Source organism: Limosilactobacillus sp. (assembly GCF_041859915.1).
GTDB lineage: Bacteria > Bacillota > Bacilli > Lactobacillales > Lactobacillaceae > Limosilactobacillus.
Genome location: NZ_JBFLGB010000006.1, coordinates 21,793 through 42,006 on the forward strand (window position 1 = coordinate 21,793; position 20,214 = coordinate 42,006).

General features: G+C 41.2%; 17 protein-coding genes. 15 read left to right on the top strand and 2 right to left on the bottom strand.

Translation table 11 applies throughout. The features are described from left to right. The first annotated feature begins 49 nt into the window (after positions 1-49). The 10 genes from ACEYV4_RS01965 to ACEYV4_RS02010 all read left to right on the top strand — a co-directional run bounded on the left by ACEYV4_RS01965 (position 50) and on the right by ACEYV4_RS02010 (position 12,451). On the top strand, positions 50-1,228 hold the full coding sequence (locus tag ACEYV4_RS01965; protein WP_373841763.1) for an acetyl-CoA C-acetyltransferase: 1,179 nt from the start codon (positions 50-52) through the stop codon (positions 1,226-1,228). A 194-nt stretch (positions 1,229-1,422) separates the two neighbouring features. Then, on the top strand, positions 1,423-2,769 hold the full coding sequence (locus ACEYV4_RS01970) for an SLC45 family MFS transporter (RefSeq protein ID WP_373841764.1): 1,347 nt from the start codon (positions 1,423-1,425) through the stop codon (positions 2,767-2,769). A gap of 78 nt (positions 2,770-2,847) precedes the next feature. Then, complete coding sequence (locus ACEYV4_RS01975) at positions 2,848-5,100, top strand: glycoside hydrolase family 65 protein (RefSeq protein ID WP_373841765.1); 2,253 nt, start codon at positions 2,848-2,850, stop codon at positions 5,098-5,100. 19 nt (positions 5,101-5,119) lie between these two features. Beyond that, positions 5,120-5,785, top strand: coding sequence for a beta-phosphoglucomutase (gene pgmB, locus ACEYV4_RS01980; RefSeq protein ID WP_373841766.1), 666 nt, complete (start codon positions 5,120-5,122; stop codon positions 5,783-5,785). A 154-nt stretch (positions 5,786-5,939) separates the two neighbouring features. Further along, complete coding sequence (locus ACEYV4_RS01985; RefSeq protein WP_373841767.1) at positions 5,940-6,806, top strand: aldo/keto reductase; 867 nt, start codon at positions 5,940-5,942, stop codon at positions 6,804-6,806. Between the two features lie 121 nt (positions 6,807-6,927). Beyond that, the gene (locus ACEYV4_RS01990; RefSeq protein WP_373841768.1) at positions 6,928-7,257 is read left to right on the top strand and encodes a carboxymuconolactone decarboxylase family protein; all 330 of its coding nucleotides are present in this window, start codon (positions 6,928-6,930) and stop codon (positions 7,255-7,257) included. A gap of 2 nt (positions 7,258-7,259) precedes the next feature. After that, positions 7,260-7,640, top strand: a complete 381-nt coding sequence (locus ACEYV4_RS01995) for a carboxymuconolactone decarboxylase family protein (RefSeq protein ID WP_373841769.1) — start codon at positions 7,260-7,262, stop codon at positions 7,638-7,640. 793 nt (positions 7,641-8,433) lie between these two features. Beyond that, positions 8,434-9,756, top strand: a complete 1,323-nt coding sequence (locus ACEYV4_RS02000) for a GHKL domain-containing protein (RefSeq protein ID WP_373841770.1) — start codon at positions 8,434-8,436, stop codon at positions 9,754-9,756. Then, positions 9,756-10,523 carry a LytR/AlgR family response regulator transcription factor gene (locus ACEYV4_RS02005; protein ID WP_373841771.1) on the top strand — a complete coding sequence of 256 codons (768 nt, stop codon included), beginning with the start codon at positions 9,756-9,758 and terminating at the stop codon, positions 10,521-10,523. Before ACEYV4_RS02000 ends, ACEYV4_RS02005 begins: the two co-directional genes overlap by 1 nt. Positions 10,524-10,672: 149 nt before the next feature. After that, positions 10,673-12,451 carry a glycerophosphoryl diester phosphodiesterase membrane domain-containing protein gene (locus ACEYV4_RS02010; protein ID WP_373841772.1) on the top strand — a complete coding sequence of 593 codons (1,779 nt, stop codon included), beginning with the start codon at positions 10,673-10,675 and terminating at the stop codon, positions 12,449-12,451. Positions 12,452-12,519: 68 nt separating this feature from the next. On the opposite strand, the gene ACEYV4_RS02015 is transcribed toward ACEYV4_RS02010, so the two are convergent. Continuing rightward, positions 12,520-13,491 (bottom strand): GMP reductase, encoded by a 972-nt coding sequence (locus ACEYV4_RS02015; protein ID WP_373841773.1) that lies wholly within the window; start codon positions 13,489-13,491, stop codon positions 12,520-12,522. A gap of 196 nt (positions 13,492-13,687) precedes the next feature. On the opposite strand from ACEYV4_RS02015, the gene ACEYV4_RS02020 reads away from it, so the two are divergent. The 3 genes from ACEYV4_RS02020 (at position 13,688) to pyrR (ending at position 16,550) form a co-directional block, all read left to right on the top strand. Then, entirely contained in the window at positions 13,688-14,977 is a 1,290-nt protein-coding gene (locus ACEYV4_RS02020; protein ID WP_373841774.1) for an adenylosuccinate synthase, read from the top strand. An 88-nt stretch (positions 14,978-15,065) separates the two neighbouring features. After that, the gene (locus ACEYV4_RS02025; RefSeq protein ID WP_373841775.1) at positions 15,066-15,854 is read left to right on the top strand and encodes a hypothetical protein; all 789 of its coding nucleotides are present in this window, start codon (positions 15,066-15,068) and stop codon (positions 15,852-15,854) included. A gap of 150 nt (positions 15,855-16,004) precedes the next feature. Continuing rightward, positions 16,005-16,550: a bifunctional pyr operon transcriptional regulator/uracil phosphoribosyltransferase PyrR gene (pyrR, locus tag ACEYV4_RS02030; RefSeq protein ID WP_373841776.1), complete on the top strand. Its 546-nt coding sequence runs from the start codon at positions 16,005-16,007 to the stop codon at positions 16,548-16,550. A gap of 50 nt (positions 16,551-16,600) precedes the next feature. On the opposite strand, the gene ACEYV4_RS02035 is transcribed toward pyrR, so the two are convergent. Beyond that, on the bottom strand, positions 16,601-17,005 hold the full coding sequence (locus ACEYV4_RS02035; protein ID WP_373841777.1) for a hypothetical protein: 405 nt from the start codon (positions 17,003-17,005) through the stop codon (positions 16,601-16,603). 131 nt (positions 17,006-17,136) lie between these two features. On the opposite strand from ACEYV4_RS02035, the gene asp1 (ACEYV4_RS02040) reads away from it, so the two are divergent. After that, positions 17,137-18,681: an accessory Sec system glycosyltransferase Asp1 gene (gene asp1 / locus ACEYV4_RS02040; RefSeq protein ID WP_373841778.1), complete on the top strand. Its 1,545-nt coding sequence runs from the start codon at positions 17,137-17,139 to the stop codon at positions 18,679-18,681. Beyond that, positions 18,681-20,186 (top strand): accessory Sec system glycosyltransferase Asp1, encoded by a 1,506-nt coding sequence (gene asp1 / locus ACEYV4_RS02045; RefSeq protein ID WP_373841779.1) that lies wholly within the window; start codon positions 18,681-18,683, stop codon positions 20,184-20,186. Before asp1 (ACEYV4_RS02040) ends, asp1 (ACEYV4_RS02045) begins: the two co-directional genes overlap by 1 nt. Positions 20,187-20,214 lie beyond the last annotated feature (28 nt).

A 20,214-nucleotide genomic window follows, 5' to 3' on the forward strand; every position in this document is an offset into this window, starting at 1 on the left:
ACTACTAAACCGAAGTGACTAAGCTTCTTTTTTGGAGGGGAAATTATACATGGAAAAAGTTTATCTTGTCGCTGCCCAGCGAACGCCAATTGGTAAATTTAATGGTGAATTAGCCTCTTTGAACGCGGTCCAGCTCGGTGCGGCGGTGATTAAGGATACAGTTGCCAAAGCAGGGTTGACCGCTGACCAAGTTGACCAGGTGCTGATGGGTAACGTTATTCAGGCAGGAAGTGGTCAGAATCCAGCTCGTCAGGCCGCAATGGCCGCTGGCCTTGGTCAAGGAACTCCGGCAATTACGGTTAATGATGTTTGTGCTTCTGGCCTTTCTAGTATCAATTTAGCCGCTAGCTTGATCCAAACTGGTCAGGCCCGGGTAGTGATTGCTGGGGGAATGGAAAGCATGACCAATGCTCCTTATGTTCTCAAGAAGGCACGCACTGGCTATCATAACGGGAACGGTACTTTGATCGATGCCATGCAGGAGGACGCCCTTAAGGATGCTTGGGGTGGGTACCCGATGGGCATTACGGCGGAAAATATTAATGAACGCTACCATATTACCCGCCAAGAACAGGATCGTTTTGCTTTAATTAGTCATCAAAAGGCCGTTGCTGCTCAACGACGCGGGGACTTTAATGCCGAGATTACGCCAGTGGTAATAAAGGGTCGCCATGGTTCCCGGACAGTTACAACTGATGAGGCACCGCGACCGGATACCTCTTTGGATGCTTTGAGTAAACTGAAGCCTGCTTTTAAAAAGGGTGGTTCGGTGACAGCCGGAAATTCTTCGGGACTTAATGATGGAGCGGCTGCCGTAGCTTTAGCTTCTGCTACAGCTGTGAATCAGTATCACCTAACCCCTTTAGCGGAGTGGCAAGCGGCATCGTTAGTAGGGGTTGATCCGGCTGTAATGGGACTAGGCCTATATTATGCAGTTAAAAAGTTGTTGCAGACGACAAAATCAACCACTGACGATATTGACCTTTTTGAATTCAACGAAGCCTTTGCCTCTCAAGCCCTTGTTTGTCAAAATTGGTTGAAGGTGGATCCCCGTAAAGTTAATCCACGAGGCGGCGCCATTGCTCTTGGCCACCCAGTTGGTTGTTCTGGAGCGCGAATCTTAGTGACTTTAGTCCATGAACTGCAGGCGTTAGACCAACAACGTGGGATTGCCTCACTTTGTGTCGGTGGCGGCATGGGAGTTGCGGCACTGATCACTAAAGTATAAAGAATTAAGCCGTTGCTAAGCTTATGGTGGCGGCTTTTTGAATACCTTTTAGTGCAAACGGTTGCAAAAACTTTGCGCAAACGGTTGCACAAATTATAAAAATTTGGTATATTATTAAGCGTAAAGTTATGAAGCGCTTACAAGAAGTGCTTCATAAAGAGCAATTATTTGTTGTACTAAGGAGTTGTTTGTTAATGAGTCAAGAAAAGTCAGCGGCTGCTGGACTGCCGACGTTATCGAAGTCAATTATTTGGATGATTAACTTCGGTTTCTTGGGTGTCCAGACCGCCTTTACCTTGCAAAGCTCGCAAATGAGCCGGATTTTCCAGACGATCGGTGCTAACCCGAACAATCTAGGTTGGTTCTTCATCTTGCCACCATTAGCAGGATTGATTGTTCAGCCAATCATTGGTTACTATTCAGACCGAACTTGGGCACCAAAGCTTGGTGGTCGTCGATTACCTTACTTGTTGCTCGGTTCAATTGTTGCCATTATCGTGATGCTGCTATTGCCAAATTCTGGTAGCTTTGGCTTTGGCTATGGTTCATTAGCGGCCTTATGGTTTGGTGCTATCACGGTTGCCTTCCTAGACCTGTCATCTAACGTGGCCATGCAGCCATTCAAGATGATGGTTGGTGATATGGTTAATGATGATCAGAAGAGTTATGCTTACGGAATTCAGAGTTTGTTAAACAACATTGGTTCTGTTTTAGCCGCAGTTTTCCCGTTTATCTTAACCTGGCTTGGATTGCACAACACTGCCGCTAAGGGGGTTGTCCCACAATCCGTTCGGTGGGCCTTCTACCTTGGTGCCATCATCTTAGCCTGCACGAGTGCATTGACTATTACTAAGGTACATGAATACGATCCGGCTACCTATGCTAAGTATCATGGTATTTCTGAAGAAGATAACAAGGAAGGTGGCAACTGGTTCGAACTGTTGAAGCACGCACCAAAGGCCTTCTGGACGGTCTCTTTAGTCCAGCTCTTCTGCTGGTTTGCTTTCCAGTATCTCTGGACTTATTCCGTAGGGGCAATTGCTAACAATGTTTGGCACACTACTAATGCTTCCTCCGCTGGTTACCAGGCTGCTGGTAACTGGTATGGTGTGATGGCTGCCGTTCAGTCCATCGCCGCAGTTGTTTGGTCTTATGTTTTGGCTAAGGTACCAAACAAGTACCACAAGTTAGGGTATTCTGGCAGTCTATTGCTCGGTGCCATTGGTTTCATTTCCATTTTCTTCATTCACAGTCAGAGTGCTTTGATCTTCTCCTACATTCTGGTTGGAATTGCTTGGGCCGGAATGAATACCTACCCACTGACCATTGTTACTAACGCACTATCTGGTAAGCACATGGGGACTTATCTGGGCCTGTTTAACGGTTCCATTTGTCTTCCCCAAATTATCGCATCACTGCTTAGTTTTGCCCTCTTCCCACTGTTAGGCAACTCTCAGGCTCACATGCTGATTGTTGCTGGGATTGTTCTAGCCTGTGGTGCATTGGCTGTTGGTACGATTAAGGAAACTTTTGCTAAATAGCATTGTTAAGTTAACAGTTTGATTTATCATAGGGGCGTAGTGATACACCCTTATTTTATGAAAGGAATTGAGAAATCAATGAAACGGACATTTGATATTGCTCCATGGCACGTTGCCACAAAGACATGGGATCCCCAAGACAAGCGTCTCCAAGAATCAATGACTAGTCTGGCCAACGAAAACCTCGGGATGCGGGGCTTCTTTGAAGAAGGTTATTCTGGTGACCACATGCAGGGCCTTTACCTTGGTGGTGTTTGGTTCCCAGACAAGACCCGTGTCGGTTGGTGGAAGAATGGTTATCCGAAGTACTTCGGTAAGATGATCAACGCCGTTAACTTCATGAAGATGACCATTAAAGTTAACGGTGAACAGCTAGACTTAGCTAAGCAAACACCTAAGGACTTTAAACTCGATCTGGATATGAAGCGTGGTGTTTTGACTCGTGAATTCACTGTTGAAATCGGTGGTACCCAGATGTACTTCCACTTTGAACGATTCGTTTCTATTGTTCAAAAGGAATTAGTTGGTCAACGTTTGCACATCAAGAACCGTGGTCAAGAAGCCGCTAAGGTTGAAATCACGAGCATGATCGATGCCGACGTTTATAACGAAGATTCTAACTATGATGAACAATTCTGGAATGTATTGGCTAAGAGTGCTCAGGGTGAGCATGCCGAACTGACCTCTATGACCAAGAAGAATAATTTTGGCACGCCACAATTCATCGTTGGTATGCAAACAACGACGAAGACTGACTTAGATCATACCGGTGACGGTACCGACGATAAAGATGCCTACAACACCTTTGCCGGCACAGTTGCTCCTGGTAAGGAAATTAACTTTGAAAAGCGCAGCCTGACGGTTACTTCTCGGGATTTTGACACCGAAGAAGCAATTGAAAAACACTTGGATGAACTGAGCGCTAAGTTAGACAATAAGAGTTTTGATGATTTGCTTGATCCTCACGTTAAGGCTTGGGAAGACCGTTGGAACAAGTCCGATGTTGAAATTGAAGGCGATGAAGAGGCCCAACAAGGAATTCGTTTTAACCTCTTCCAGCTGTTCTCTACATACTATGGCAAGGATTATCGTCTGAACATTTCGCCAAAAGGCTTCACTGGTGAAAAGTACGGTGGTGCTACTTACTGGGACACTGAAGCTTACTGTATTCCAGTTTACCTTGGTGTTGCTAACCCAGAAATTGCTCGTAACTTGTTAATGTACCGTTACAAGCAACTCGATGGTGCCTACATCAATGCCAAGGAACAAGGCCTGAAGGGTGCGCTGTTCCCGATGGTAACCTTTAACGGAATCGAATGTCACAACGAATGGGAAATTACCTTTGAAGAAATTCACCGGAATGGTGACATTGCTTATGCTATTTACCTGTACACTAAGTACACCGGTGATAAGTCCTATGTCCTTCATGAAGGTGCCAAGGTTCTCACCGAAATTTCACGGTTCTGGGCTGACCGGGTTCACTACTCACAACGGAAGAATAAGTACATGCTACACGGGGTAACCGGTCCTGACGAGTACGATAACAATGTTAACAATGACTGGTATACCAACCTGCTTTGCCGGTGGACGTTAAAGTACACTTTGGAAATCTTGGATGAAGTTGATGACACCGTTGCCAAGAAGCTCAACGTTTCCGAAGATGAGAAGCGTCACTGGAAAGGTATTGTTGACAACATGTACCTGCCATACGACAAGGAACGGGATATCTTCCCAGAAAATGATGGCTACTTAGACAAGGATCTTAAGCCAGTTTCCGAAATTCCAAGTGATCAACTGCCGATCAACCAGCACTGGTCTTGGGACAAGATTTTACGGTCACCATACGTTAAGCAGGGTGACGTTATCCAGGGCCTTTGGGACTTCATCGATGACTTCACGAAGGAACAGAAGAAGCACAACTTTGATTTCTATGAACAATTCACTGTTCACGAATCTAGCCTGTCTGCTTCCGTTTACTCCATCATTGCTGCTGACCTTGGTTACGAAGACAAGGCCGTTGAGTTGTACGAACGTTCCGCACGGTTGGATCTGGATAACTACAACAACGATACCGTCGATGGCTTGCACATCACTTCCATGACTGGTTCATGGCTTGACATTGTTCAAGGCTTTGCTGGCATGCGGGTTCGTGATGGTCAGCTTCATTACGCACCATTCTTACCAAAGAAGTGGAATTCCTATCAGTTCCGTCAATTGTTCCGGGGCCGGATCCTGAAGGTAAAGGTTGACAAGCACGGTACTAAGATTGACCTGGTATCTGGTGATCCGCTGACCATTGACCTGAATGGTAAGAAGCTGGAATTAAAGTAATCACGGAGGCAAATTGAGAATGAAGTTTGAAGATCTGAAAGGCTTTGCTTTTGACCTTGATGGTGTAATTGCTGACACCGCTCGTTTCCATGGTCAAGCTTGGCACCAATTAGCTGATAAGGTTGGTACCAAGTGGACGTCTAAATTGGCCGATTCCTTAAAGGGAGTTAGTCGGATGGATTCACTAGAATTGATTCTAAAGGCTGGTGGCCATGAAAATGACTATAGTCAGGACGAAAAGGTCGCTTTGGCAACCGAGAAGAATAATAACTATATTAAGCTGGTCGAAACCTTAACGCCGGCTGATATCTTGCCAGGAATGAAAGACTTCTTGGATGAGCTGAAGAAGGGTGGTTACCGCATTGTGTTGGCCTCCGCTTCTAAGAATGCTCCTAAGGTTCTGAAGTACTTGCAGATTACCGATTACTTTGAAGGAATCGTTGATCCAGCCAAGCTGACACACGGTAAACCGGATCCGGAAATCTACAGTGAGGCTGCTAAGTTAATGGGCCTGCCTGCTAACCAGGTTGCTGGTTTAGAGGATGCCCAAGCGGGGATTGAATCAATCAACCGTGCCGGTGAAACTTCCATTGGCTTTGGTGCCACTCTAACAGGTGCCGATGTAAAGTTCGCTCACACAGGTGATGTTTCATTGGCCGCTATTAAGGAACAAATGGATAACTAATAAATCACAAATAACTCTCATACTACAACCTATCAATCTTTAACTATTTGTTTCTTAAATAAAAACGCGTTACCGTAATTGGTAGCGCGTTTTTTGTTTTGCGGGGGGTTAAAAATGAGCTTACAATAAAGAAGTAAATAAGGAGGATAGCAACATGGTTGAACTAAAGAATATCAATTCGATCTATCATTTGAATAACGGGGTGAAGATTCCCTGTGTTGGTTACGGCACTTTTCGAACGCCAGCTAATGTTGCCGAACAAGCCGTAGCCAATGCCATTGAAGTTGGCTACCGGCTAATCGACACTGCCGCTGTCTATGGCAATGAAGAAGCAGTTGGTCGGGGAATTCGTGATTCTGGAATTAACCGCCACCGTCTTTTCGTTACCAGTAAGTTATGGAATACCGAACGGGGCTATGAATCAACGAAAAAGGCATTGGATGAGACATTAAAGAAGATGCGGTTGGACTACCTTGATCTTTACCTGATTCATTGGCCAGCCAATCAAAAGCAATTTGGCACTCGTGCTGCTGAAATCAATGCCGAAACTTGGCGAGCCATGGAAGAGGCCTATCATGAAGGTAAGGTGCGGGCAATTGGCCTTAGTAACTTCATGCCTCACCATGTTATTGACCTGATGAGGACGGCTAAGGTTGCTCCAGCAGTTGATCAGATTGAGGTTCATCCCGGTTGGCCTCATGTTCAAGAGATTAAATATCTTCAAGCACATAACATTTTAGTTGAAGCTTGGGGCCCATTGGGTGGCCAGGGTGCCAAAGTTTTGACTAACCCAACAATGTTAAAACTCGCCGCCAAGTATGATAAGACACCGGCCCAGATTAGTTTACGCTGGATTGTCCAACAGGGTGTTCTGCCATTGCCAAAGTCAGTTCATCCGGAACGAATGGTTCAAAATACTAAACTCTTTGACTTTGAACTCAGTGATGCCGACATGCACACGATCAGTCAACTACCAAACCTAGGTGGTCAGTGTGCTGATCCAGATGCAGTTGATTATTAATCTAATAGAAAGAAAGTGTCGACTAGTTTTAGTCGACACTTTTTATTAATGGAGTCCCTACTTTGTTTGTATAATTATACATCTGATGTTAGACTGTAAGCGTTATCAGGAGGTGTTTCTTATGGGTGAACCAAATACAGCCTTTGTTGACTTTAATGCAACTCTTAAAGACGTTCAAAAGGCCCAGTCCCAATTCAAAAAAGAATTTGGAACAATGCAACCTCAAGCCAAAAATAAGCACTTTGCGGTTCTGGCGCAGGTTGCGATTGCCGTCCATGAACGCAGTGACGAATATATTGCCTGGGCCGTTAATCAAGCAATTGCGGAAAAAGTAACTCGTGATCAAATAAAAGATGCCATAGGCACGGCATTGGAAATGAGTGGCGGTCCCGCATTTGAATATGGGATGCACGCATTGCACGCTTACGACACGTTTACAAAGGGGGATTAATGATGGCCAAGAAAGATTATGCTAAGGAATTAATGGGTTACTTAGATGATAATGATAAGTATAAGGAAGAAATCCCTGGTCCTGGTAAGGGCTTCGATGTGATGTATTGGGCAATCAATAATACCGGTGCTTGTCCTTCTAAGGAAAAAGAATTGATGGCCTTAGCAATTGCCATTACGATGCGTTGTGAAGGCTGCATGGTTCAACACACAGCCGGTTGTCTGATGGCTGGAGCCTCCCGAGATGAAATTAAGGATGCCATCAGTGTTGCCACTGAGATGAGTGGTGGCCCGTCCTTTGTCTTTGGAGCCCAAGTCTTAGACATTGTTGATCAATTATTAGCTAACGATAAATTCCAACAGATGATGAAGCAAAAACAGTAATAACTAAAAAAATTCCCGATCATATCTTTTTTGGATTGATCGGGGATTTTTAGTTAATTAAAATTATAGAAATTAGAATAGTAAAAATTAATTGTCCTTTGGTTCTTGCTTTTAAGCTTTAATTAACTTCAACTCACGATGTTAAAGCCGTTAAAGATTTACTGTTAGCACTAATGGGGAAATCAGTTGCTTATTACAAATTCTGCAAGTTTTTATACGAATGATGCAAAATGAAATAGATTGCATAAAGCTTATTATAATAAAATTGTAATAAAGTTATTGGGTTTAACTAATTACAATGAATTAACTTCTATTTTCAGTATTAGTACAGAGATATATAAGTGGTGATGCCTTGATTGATATATTCAACTTAAGCTCGTTGTAGCTTTTATCGGAGAGTATAAACGGATTCTTCATTTAATAACAAAAATGAGGTGTTTTTATGAAATTAAGGTTTAATCATTCTTTTTATAAAAGTATTACTTTTTATTTGGATATATTCCTTATTATTGTTTGGGTTCAATCGCTGTTAACAACAAATATATGTATTGAGCAAATTATTTGTGCTTTATTCATTATTATTAGTACAATTGATGCTTTTACAGTTACCATTAAGGATAATTAGTTTTGAATATCAATGGTGAGCATTATGAAATGATCACCATTTTTTAGTATGCAATAAAAGGTATTATTAATAAATCTTGCAAAAATTTGCTAAAATTATTGATGGTCGTAAGAAAGCAAGATACAACTGGCATCAATTATGGAAAATGCATAGGAGATAAATTTAACTATGATAGCACTAACAATCTTGCAAGCTTTTGTAACGGATGTCTTAAACCTTATCGAAATATCAATTATATATCGTTTAATAGTACACGAGATAAGTTTTAAATCTATCATTATAGATTGCTTTGTGGCTTTAGTATTTGTAAGCATCCCTTTACCAATTAGTACAATCCAACTCATTTTTCTTGTGATATATTTTTGGTTATATGATAGATTGACTTCGCATCCTAACATAGTTACTAATAACATTATTGGATTATTATGTGCCTCAATAATACCCTTTATATTTGATATGGTTGATCATTTTACTTTTAATCTGATTAAGCAACAAAATATTTTTATTTTTGGTTGGCTTCTACCGTTAGTTGAATTGGTAATTACGATTCTTATTGTGTTATTAATAAAATATGGGTCTCCAATTCAAAAAAATATTCAATGGTTTGAGTATACTTTTCAAACTTTTCAAAATTCATTTCAATTATGGCGTGTCATGGTTATCTTTTTCCTAAGTTACAGTACTTTATCTTTTATCTCTGAGCAAGAAGAAATAGCAAATAAATACGCCTTATTATTATTTGCTGTTTATTTTAGTATGTTATTAGTGGGTAGTGCTGGATTTATTAGTTTAGTTCATAGTTATCAACAAAGTATTAAGCAACAAGATTTAATAAAAAACTATAAAACACAAATAGAATATGTTCAACAATTAAATAAACAATATGAAAGTTTCAGACGTGAACGCCATGATATTAGAAACCTATTGCTCAATATTCAGGGATACATTCAAGAAAAAGATTTTGAAAGGTCAAAACAATTATTGAATAGTATTTTAAATAATGAAGGTACAGATAAAGCGTCCGTTTATGTTGACCATGCTTTGTTAAAATTAAAAATTGCTGGTATACGGAATATTATCAAAGAAAAATCATATCGAATTGTTGAAAAGCAGATACCCTTATCTATTGAGATCAATATTGAAATTACAAAATTACCTGGCTCAGAGATTATTACTGCTAGAATTCTAGGAATTTTACTTGATAATGCTATTGAAGCAACGATTAACCAAAAAAATCCCTTTATTCAATTAGCTATATTAAAATATAACGAAAACTGTTTAGAATTAATTATTAGTAACTCATTGGATCATCCTTTAAATATTAATAAAGCTATGGTTCTTGGTGAAACAAGAAAAGAAGGTCATCAAGGAATCGGATTATCTAACGTTTCAAAGCTTGTTAATAGTGATAACCGTTATTCTTTTTCCGCGGACGTAAGGGGAAAAAGAATTGTAATGAGTTGCTTTATCCAAGAAGGGAAACATCACTGATGTTAAAAGTAATAATTGTTGAAAATAATACTGATCAAGAGAGGTATATACAATCAATAATTGAACACCGGATAATGATTAATTCTACGCCGAATAGTTATGATGACATGAAAATTATGATGCATTCTGATGATCCTTCTGAAATTAAGAAAAGAATTAGTCATGAAGATTATTTTGCAGTTTTAGATATTGAATTAGGAAAGAATACAAATGGAATTGACATTGCCGAAATAATTAGGAAGCGGGCAAATTTTGCCGAAATTATTTTTGTTACGGCATATAAAGAGTATTTGCCATATACTGTTTCTCGTAGGATCGAACCATTAGACTATATATCAAAAGGCAACGATATTACATCAATTGCTGATCGATTACGTCAAGATATAGATGAAGCTTATTCTAGGTACCAATCGTTTTTAACCATTCCTCAAAAGCAATATCAAAAATTTATTTATGAACCGGTACACGGGATAAAACGCCAGATTAGTTTAGAAGATTTATATTATATAGAATCTGTTAAGTATAAAAGTAGACGATTACGAATTGTTGGAAAGAATTTACGAATAGAATATTCTGGCACTCTTAATAAAATTAAGAATGACCAATTATTAAGGATTAGCCAGAGTGCGATTGTTAATCCTAAAAATATAATAGAGTTTGACAAGGGAAATAGGATTATATATTTTTCAAAAGATCATCAAATAAAATGTGACGTTAGTTATCGTAAGGTGAAATTACTTAATAAGTTCTTTTTAAATAACAGTTAATGAAATAAATCAATTTTGATTCAAATTTCTCTTGATTATAAGTGCAGTAATTGAGAAATAAAATTACTCAAAACTGTGTAAAATTAGATATTCTAAAAAGAAATGGTTTCATATATAAGTAACATTATTTTGAAAAGTCGGGGAATGGTATGAGCGCAATTCTACACGAATTTAAGAAACAAACGAGACAATTTGGACGGCGGTGGTGGCTCTACCTGACCCTCTTTATCAGTGTTGACCTTGTTATTCAATTGCTCGTTATTCCAATCTTCCGTTTTGTCACGACTTTTATCCTGCAGGCTGGTGAAATTCCCTTTGTTTCTTACCAAAACGTTTTGACAATTATTCAGGATCATCCATTGGTAGTTGCGGCTTTGATAATTGAGTTGTTCGTTTTGCTTTTGGTGGTTTACTGGCAGTTTGCCATGATCCTACTGGGTGTTCGTGCCATCTACCAAGGGACAGCCAGTGTACGAGGATTACTAATAGAAAATGGTCGTGTTTTGCGACAATTACGGTTAGCTTCGTTGTTTGTTTTGCTTGGTTATTTTGTCCTGGTAATTCCTTTTGCCGACTTTGTTTTCCGGACGCCTTTACTATCAAAAATTCAAATTCCAGCCTTTATTCTGGACTTCATGACGCGTAATGGGATTCTATTAACGATTTTAATTGCTTTTTACGTTGTTATGATCATATTAGGGGTGCGCTTTTTGTTAGCCTTACCACTAATGGTTTATCGTGAGCAGCGTCCTCGATTAGCCTTATTGAACAGCTGGCGATTGACTAAACATGGGCGATGGTGGCCATTAGTTGCACGAATTTTGACCGCCGGTGTAATTGCTAGTGTGATTACCGGACTTTTTTACACTTTCATGGTAGGCTTACAGTTTCTTTTTGATTTATTACCCGGGAAATTAGCATTGACTGCAGCTGTTTTAAACCTGTCAATAATTCAAGTTGGTAGTGAAGCCTTGATGGTTTGGACAGGTGTGGTAACGATTATGTTTTTGATGACCCCATTGAAAATGATGGTGAGAAGCCAACCATTAAGGATAACACGAGGGATTAAACGTATTTTAGTTGTAGCTGTCAGCTTAATGGTCGTAGTTGTCTTAATTAACAATACCTTCTATCTGAATAGTAATCACCAACGACCACTAATAATCGCTCACCGTGGGGTAGCAGATGAAAATGGTGTTCAGAACACTATTCCGGCAATGGAACGAACGCACCGACTTCATCCGGATTATGTAGAGATGGACGTTCATGAAACTCGCGATCATCGATTCGTTGTTATGCATGATGAAAACCTTAAGGAACTGACGGGTGTAAATAAGGCTCCAGACCAATTGACCCTGAAGCAATTAACACACTTAACAGCACGAGAGAATGGTCACCAGGCAAAGATTGCCAGCCTGGATGACTATTTACGGGCGGCAGCTCATTGTCACCAACATCTATTGATTGAAATTAAAACAACACCACATGATTCCAGAGGGATGTTGCGAAACTTTAACCACCGTTATGGCAAAATAATCTTAGCTCACCATGACAAGATCCATTCATTGGATTATCATGTTGTGACCACGCTTAAACGCTTAAATCCCCGCCTGGACGTATTTTATATTCAACCGTATGATTTTACCTACCCTAATACCGTTGCCGATGGTTATTCAATGGAATATTCGACCTTGACCCATGACTTTATTAACCTAGCGCACCTCCAGCATAAGCAGGTTTATGCTTGGACGGTAGATAATCAAGATGTAATGCAACAAGAGATGTATAACCATGTTGACGGGATTGTCACTGATAACCTGCGGGAACTTAACATGGCTGTTAAAGCCTATGAAGGTCACCAATCTGCTGCCCAACAAATCATCAACTATATCATGGTAATTCCAACTAGTCAGGAATTTACGCCTTGAGACTAATAAACGACTAATGAGAAAGTAATGTTTCTTCATTAGCCGTTTGTTTTAGTAATTAGCTTTTATTAGTCACCATTCATGATTGAATTCTTAACAATAACATAATCGACCTTACGAATGGATTCAAGGTCTCGTCCACCAGCGTATGAGATCGATGATTGGAGGTCTTCCTTCATTTCACGCAAGGTATCCTTGATGGAACCCCGGAATGGAACGAGCATTTGTTTACCTTCAACGTTACGGTAGGCACCCTTTTGCACTTCTGAAGCGGAACCCCAGTATTGCTTGTAACGCTTACCGTTGATGTTGATGATGTTGCCAGGTGATTCTAAGTGGCCGGCCAGCATTGAACCGATCATAACCATCGAAGCTCCAAAGCGGACGGATTTAGCGATGTCACCATTGTGGCGAATTCCTCCATCAGCGATGATTGGCTTACGGGCGGCCTTAGCACAGAGCCGAATGGCGGCTAGTTGCCAGCCACCAGTACCGAAACCAGTTTTTAACTTTGTAATGCAAGCTTTACCAGGTCCTACGCCAACTTTGGTAGCGTCAGCACCGGCATTTTCCAAGTCGCGGACTGCCTCGGGTGTGGCAACGTTACCAGCCGTTACAAAGCTCTTTGGGAGGTGTTTCTTGATATACTTAATCATTTTAATGACAAAATCCGAATGACCATGGGCAACATCAATCGTGATATATTCTGGGTCCAAATGTTCGTCTTCTAGTTGATCAATAAAATCGTATTCTGGATCCTTAATTCCTACAGAAATGGATGCAAAAAGCCCCCGGTCGTGCATTCGTTTCACGAAACCGGCTCGTTCAGCGGGTTGGAAACGATGCATAACATAGTAGTAACCGTTCTGGGCTAACCAAACGGCTAAATCCTCATTGATCACACTTTCCATGTTGGCCGGGACGACCGGAATTTTAAAGGTCCGGGGACCAAACTTAACGCTAGTGTCGGCGTCGCGACGACTCTTAATGATGCACTTGTTAGGGACGAGTTGAATATCATCGTAATCGAACGTTTGCACAAGAATAGCTCCTTTTCGTTATTAAATTACCGAATAGTATTATGCGCCTCCGTGACTAACTCGTCAAGGGAAAGCGCGGACTATTTTCAAAACATAGTAAAAAATAGTTCGGAAAAGTATTGACGATCAATTCAAATTTCGGTAATATGAGATAGTAAAAGCGCTTTTTACGAAAATAAACGATGAGGTGAAAAGAATGTCATCAGTTGTAATTGTTGGTAGTCAATGGGGCGATGAAGGAAAGGGGAAGATGACCGATTACCTGAGTCAGGATGCGGACGTTGTTGTTCGGTCTCAGGGTGGTAACAATGCTGGCCACACGATCGTCTTCAATGGCAAGAAATTTGCCTTACGTCTAGTACCATCTGGAATCTTTGGTAAAAACAAGTTAGCCGTTATTGGTAACGGAGTGGTTATCAATCCACCGGCCCTGATTAAGGAAATACACTATCTACAAGACAATGGCATTGATCTTTCTGGGTTACGGATTTCCAATCGTTCACACGTTACTTTCCCATATCATATTTTATTGGACAAGTGCCAGGAAGCGGCCAAGGGTGATCACAAGGTTGGTACCACCAAGAATGGCATTGGCCCAACTTACATGGATAAGGTTTGTCGGGTTGGTATTCGGATGTGTGACCTGTTAGAGAAGGATACCTTTAAGGTAAAGTTGCAACGGAATCTGGCAGAGAAAAACGAGCTCTTCACCAAGCTTTATCATGTTGACCCGATTAACTTTGATGATATTTTCGAAAGTTACTATGAATATGGTCAAGAGTTAAAGAAATACGTTACTGATACGTCACGAGTAGTTAATGATGCTCTCGACCAGGGTAAGAAGGTTCTCTTTGAGGGTGCTCAGGGAGTCATGCTCGATGTTGACCAGGGAACCTATCCATACGTTACTGCCTCTAACCCGATTGCCGGTGGGGTTTGCACTGGAGTTGGGGTTGGCCCGAACAAAATCAATACGGTGGTTGGTATTTGCAAGGCCTACTCTACCCGGGTTGGTGCTGGTCCGTTCCCGACTGAATTGACTGATGAAGTGGGCGACCAGATTCGAGAGACCGGTCATGAATATGGTACAGTTACCGGTCGACCACGGCGAGTTGGTTGGTTTGATAGCGTGGCAATGCGGCATGCACGGCGAGTTTCTGGCCTTTCTTGCCTAAGCTTGAACTTGCTTGATGTCTTAACTGGCCTTAAGACGGTTAAAATTTGTAAGGCTTATAAACTGGATGGCAAGGAGATTGACTATTACCCAGCTAGCCTGAAAGAATTAGACCGGTGTGAACCAGTTTACGACGAGTTGCCAGGTTGGGATGAAGACATTACTGGAATCAAAAAGTTTGAGGACTTACCGGTTAACGCACAAAATTACTTAAAGCGAGTCAGTGAGTTGTCAGATGTTCCATTGGCAACGGTATCTGTTGGTGCTGATCGGATTCAAACGATTATTGTTAAGAATCCATGGGAACTTTAAAATGATATTAAAAGCGGATTGCTCAAGGCAATCCGCTTTTTTTAATGGGGTGGTACAATTAAGAAAAAGAAAATAGGTGGAAGGACAAATGGCAGCATTAACAATCACAACGACCCGCCAGTACCTTGATTGGCCACTCGGGCAAACCATTAATCAAAATGACTTAAAACAACAGCTTGGGGTACACGCAACTGACAGTGATGGAACAGATTTAACCAATAAAGTACTGGCCAATCTGACCCAAGTCAATATCAATCAGCAGGGCGAATATCCGGTGTTGTTTAACGTAATGAATGCGACTGGTCAGACCGCTCAAACAAGCATCACCTTAAATGTTCGGCCAATGCGAACTCAGGCGACAGCTCCCCAACAACCACAAGCAACTCCTCGTAAGAAGAATCGTGGTTGGTTATGGACGCTTCTCGTGATCGTTGTTTTACTATGCTTGGTGTGGGTATTGGTTAACCATCGTAACCAACAAGCTCAGCAAGCGGCCAATAATAATCAGCAGAGTAGTCAGATTGCCAACAATTCTAATAATATTAATAAGCTTAGTAACAACGACCGAAAATTAGCTAATCAGGTGGCGGAATTGAAGGGCGCTACTAAGCAATACGAAAAGGATAAGAACCAGCAGGCCTTAAACCAGCGACTAGATCAAATCGAAAACAAGAACCAGCAGTTAGCTAACCAAACCCAAAGTAGTACGACTCAAAATCAACTAAATCAGGTTACCAATACTATTGAACAGGTTCGGCAAGATCCAAGCAATGGTACTCAAATTGTCAATGAATTACGTCATCAGGATGGGTTTAAAGAAATTTGGGTTAATATCAGTAGCATGGTTCAGAATTGGATGGCTAAATTTGCCGAATAGCATTATTTGACAGGCCAAATTTGACACCTTAAAATGACTATAAACACCTTTAATATGGTCCTGTGAGATCATAAAGGGACGGCAGAAAGTTGTGCTCTTTTTTCTAATCAGGAAGAAGAGCTTTTTATTAATTAAAAAGGAGTGGCAAACATGGCACATGAAGTTGTTGATGGCTCGAGTATGCAACGAGCACTAACCCGGATCACTTATGAAATTATTGAACAGAATAAGGGTGTTGAGAACCTGGTCTTTGTTGGGATTAAAACTAGGGGTGTTTACCTAGCTAAGCGTCTAGCCAAGCGACTCAACCAGCTTGAAAATGTTAATGTGCCAGTAGCAGCTTTGGATGTTTCTCTTTACCGGGATGACCGGCATATTCCTGATCATCATCGAGAACCAACCGTTAAGACCGACCAACTAAATGTTAATATCACCGATAAACATGTCATCTTAGTGGATGATGTTCTCTTTACTGGACGGACAGTGCGAGCGGCTTTGGATGCTTTGATGGATATGGGTCGCCCTAAACGAATTTCCCTGGCGGTCTTAGTTGATCGTGGTCATTGGGAATTACCAATTCGGCCGGATTTTGTTGGTAAAAATATTCCAACGGCCTTAAATGAAACGGTGCATGTCGCAGTTGAAGAATACGATGGTCATGAAGATGTAACGATTGAACATCATAATGAAAAATAAGCGTAGAAATAAAACGTGCCTGGGAATCTTTTCCTAGGCACGTTTTTTTCTTATTTTTCTTTCCAGTATCGCAGCCTGATTAATAATTCACGTGAGCGTTGGTCAGCCGGGTGGTAACCCTTATTGAAAAGGTGTTTAAAATACATCATGTTGTAGAAAAAGCCGAAGAAAATTGACGGCCACGGGAATTGAACCATCCAAGTCCAACCAAAAAATAACGCAACGAGGGCGTAGTCCATGTCTAAGACGATCATGAGGATAAAATTGTAATAATCCCCACGGAATAAAGCTGGTAAGGGGCCAAACCAGAGGGTCGTCCAGGAAAAGCCAACCTTAGCAATCCGGATATCCCCCTGACCATTGACAATTTTAGCGTAATTTGGTGGTAAGGGGAGATTATTTAAGTTAAACGGGTTTTGGTCATTATTATCATTATTGCCAAATGGGTTTTGCATATCTCTTCCACTTCTTTCTGTTAAATATTAATGATAACACAAATGGTCATTTCCTCCTACAGATCAAGTGTCGCTAGTACTAATAAAATATGGTAAACTCGATTTGTGAAACAAGAAAAGGAGACCAACCAATGCTATTCTTTCTAAACGACGGCATTCAAGAGAATAAGTCCGGTATTGAACATGCACAAATTAAGCGTTTAAATCTGTTTAAACACTTTCAACAACCAGCCAAGATTGTGACCCGACAATATTCTAATGAGTTACACCTGGTGACTCGTCATGCTGGGATTGCTGATGAAGATTTTGTAAATTTATTTGATTACTTTCAAAATGCGCGGCTTGTTCCGCAAAAAGATATCACTATTAAAGATATTCAGATTGATTCGGATTGGCAACGTAAGACTGATGGCAATAACTATGTTTACTCTCGTCATGGCCATCAAATTTTGTACGTTCGTCGGCGTAACGATGCTAAGAAGCATATTATTAATCTTCAATATTTCGACCATTTTGGTAAATTATTAAAGGTCAAATGGTATGACGTGCGTGGCTTTATCTCTGTTGAACAAGTTTACGACTGGCAAGGCAACATTGCCACCGAAAATTATTTTCAACCAGATGGGAAATTAGCATTGCAACTGGCCCATTTTAAAGATAAGCGGGACCATGAAATCAAAACTTATCATCTTTTTGATTATCATGGTCGGGATTATCAATTCACTGGCCTAGATGAACTAACGGCTTTCTTTCTCGACCAATTAGTAACTGATCAGCAGATTTGTGGTGATGGCCCGGTTGGTATTGTTGTAGACCGGGTTTATGAAAATGGCTGGTCAGTCCTTCACATGAAGAACCGGGTTCCACGTTATATGCAACTGCATAATGATCATGTTAACCATAATGAAGATATTATGCATTCGACGTTAAACTATAACTACGAATGGGGCCTACGTCATATTCGGGATTGGGATGGTGTCATTACTTTAACGCCCCAGCAACAAGCCGATGTTCAAGCACGCTTTGGTAAATATGGGGTTAAAATTTATCGGATTCCGGGGCCCATTGTACCGGCTGCGGTGCTTGATAAGCCGCATATTCCGTTTGCCAAACGAACTAAGGGTCGGGTAGTAATGGTTGCTCGCCTGTCGCCGGAGAAGCAGCAAGACCAGTTATTAAAGGCTTGGCCTCAGGTGTTAAAGGCGATTCCGGATGCCAAGTTAGATTTTTGGGGTTATGCTAATAACAACTTCGATAAGACTCTCAACAAAATTGTTAAGGAAGAACAGATCGGTAAGTCAGTGACCTTCCATGGTTATACCACGGACGTCAACGCTGTTTATGAAAATGCTCAACTGTTGATTCTGCCGAGTCGGGTTGAAGGATTGCCGCTTACCCTTGTGGAGGCTCAATCGCATGGCTTACCGATTGTAGCAAATGACATTAAGTATGGCCCTGCAGATGTTGTCATTAATGGTCGAGATGGTTTACTGACGAAGAATGGTGATATCGATGGTCTGGCCAAAGCCATAGTTAGTTTACTGACAGATCAAAAGCGATTAGCTCAGATGAGTGCAAATGCCTATGCGGATAGCAAGCGTTACTCAGAACCGAGTGTGATGAAATTATGGCAGCAGATCATTGACGACGTGAATGAGAAGGAGGCCCATAAATAGTGTTTTTCTTTGTTAATCAGTACCTATTGAGCAGTAATTCCAGTGTTGAACACGCGGAAATTAAGCGCCTTAAACTGTTTAAGGCTAATCATACGGTTGCCAAACTGGTAACCCGGGATTTTGATCCAATCATTCACGCAACATTACGCCGCTTTGGCTTGGATGATCACCAACTTGTCAATATGTTTGATTTCTTTGCCGGAACAACTGCTTATCAAGGGAAAGTATTACGTACGAAGGATTTGCATTTACCATTTGATTATCAGGTGGGAACGGGCAATAATTCTCGCGACGTCATGGATGGTCAGCGATTGGTTGCTCAGGTCTTCTTTGTTGGTGGCACAGTCGGTCAAGTTGACCGGGTGGATTGGTACGATCCAGCGGGTAATCTGACGCTACGTGAACGCTATGACCTGCGGGGTTACAAGGCTGTTGACCAATTTTTTGGTGAAAATGGCCAGACTCATTATGAGCGTTATTATCGTCCAGATGGGACCTGTTACATGGACCGTTACTATGTTCAATCCGTGCAGAATACCCCAATTAATTCTTTAAACGTTTTGCGTAATTATCAGGGTAAGGACTACTACTTCGATACGATTGATGATCTTTATGTCTTTTTCTTAAATGAACTTAACAAGGCTAATGGTGGGAATAATACCTTTATTGCCGATCGACCAGCAATGGCGATTCAACCGGTATTGCGGATGAGTGCTGATGCTAAGAAGTACTTGTGGTTACCAATTAATCACGTTGATGATGGACAAAACCTTTTGAACGGTCCAATGAATAGTATGTTGCGAGATCCGTTTACAACCAACCTGAAAAAGTGGGACGGGATTATTGTCATGACCAAGCAACAGGCTCGTAACCTTCAGAAGCGGCTTGGTAAACACGTACCGATTTTGACTATCAATGGGGTCCCAGTTCGGCAAACATTGAAACGGATTAACATGAACCAGCGAATGCCGGGACAATTAATTTACGTTGGTCGGCTTGGTGAAGATAAGCAGATTAGTCAGTTGATTGCCATTTTTAATAGTGTTCACCAACAGGTACCAACAGCTAGGTTAACGCTTTATGGTTACGGTGCGCCGGCAGATGTTAAACGCTATAAGGACCAAGTTGCTCAAGCCAATTTAAATAGTGCTGTTACCTTTGCGGGTTACCAAGTTAATTTACAAGCGGCTTATAATCAAGCCCAATTATTTGTTGATGCTAGTCGCATCGATGCGCAACCATTAGCGATGGGTGAAGCCCTAAGCCACGGAGTACCGGTGGTTAGCTATAATTATCTTTATGGCCCTGCCGGAATGGTAAAGCCTGACGTTAATGGTGAATTAATTCCATTAAATGACCAGGCAAAGTTCATCCAGACCGTTGTTGCTCTTCTTAAAGATCCAAAGAAATTGCAAAGCTTAAGTAACGGTGCTTATGCACACCTCGACAGCATTAGTAATGAAACAACGTGGCGTCAATGGGCACCGGTTGTTAAAAATCAATAATAAGTGATGGGGCAACCAGGATAGGGTG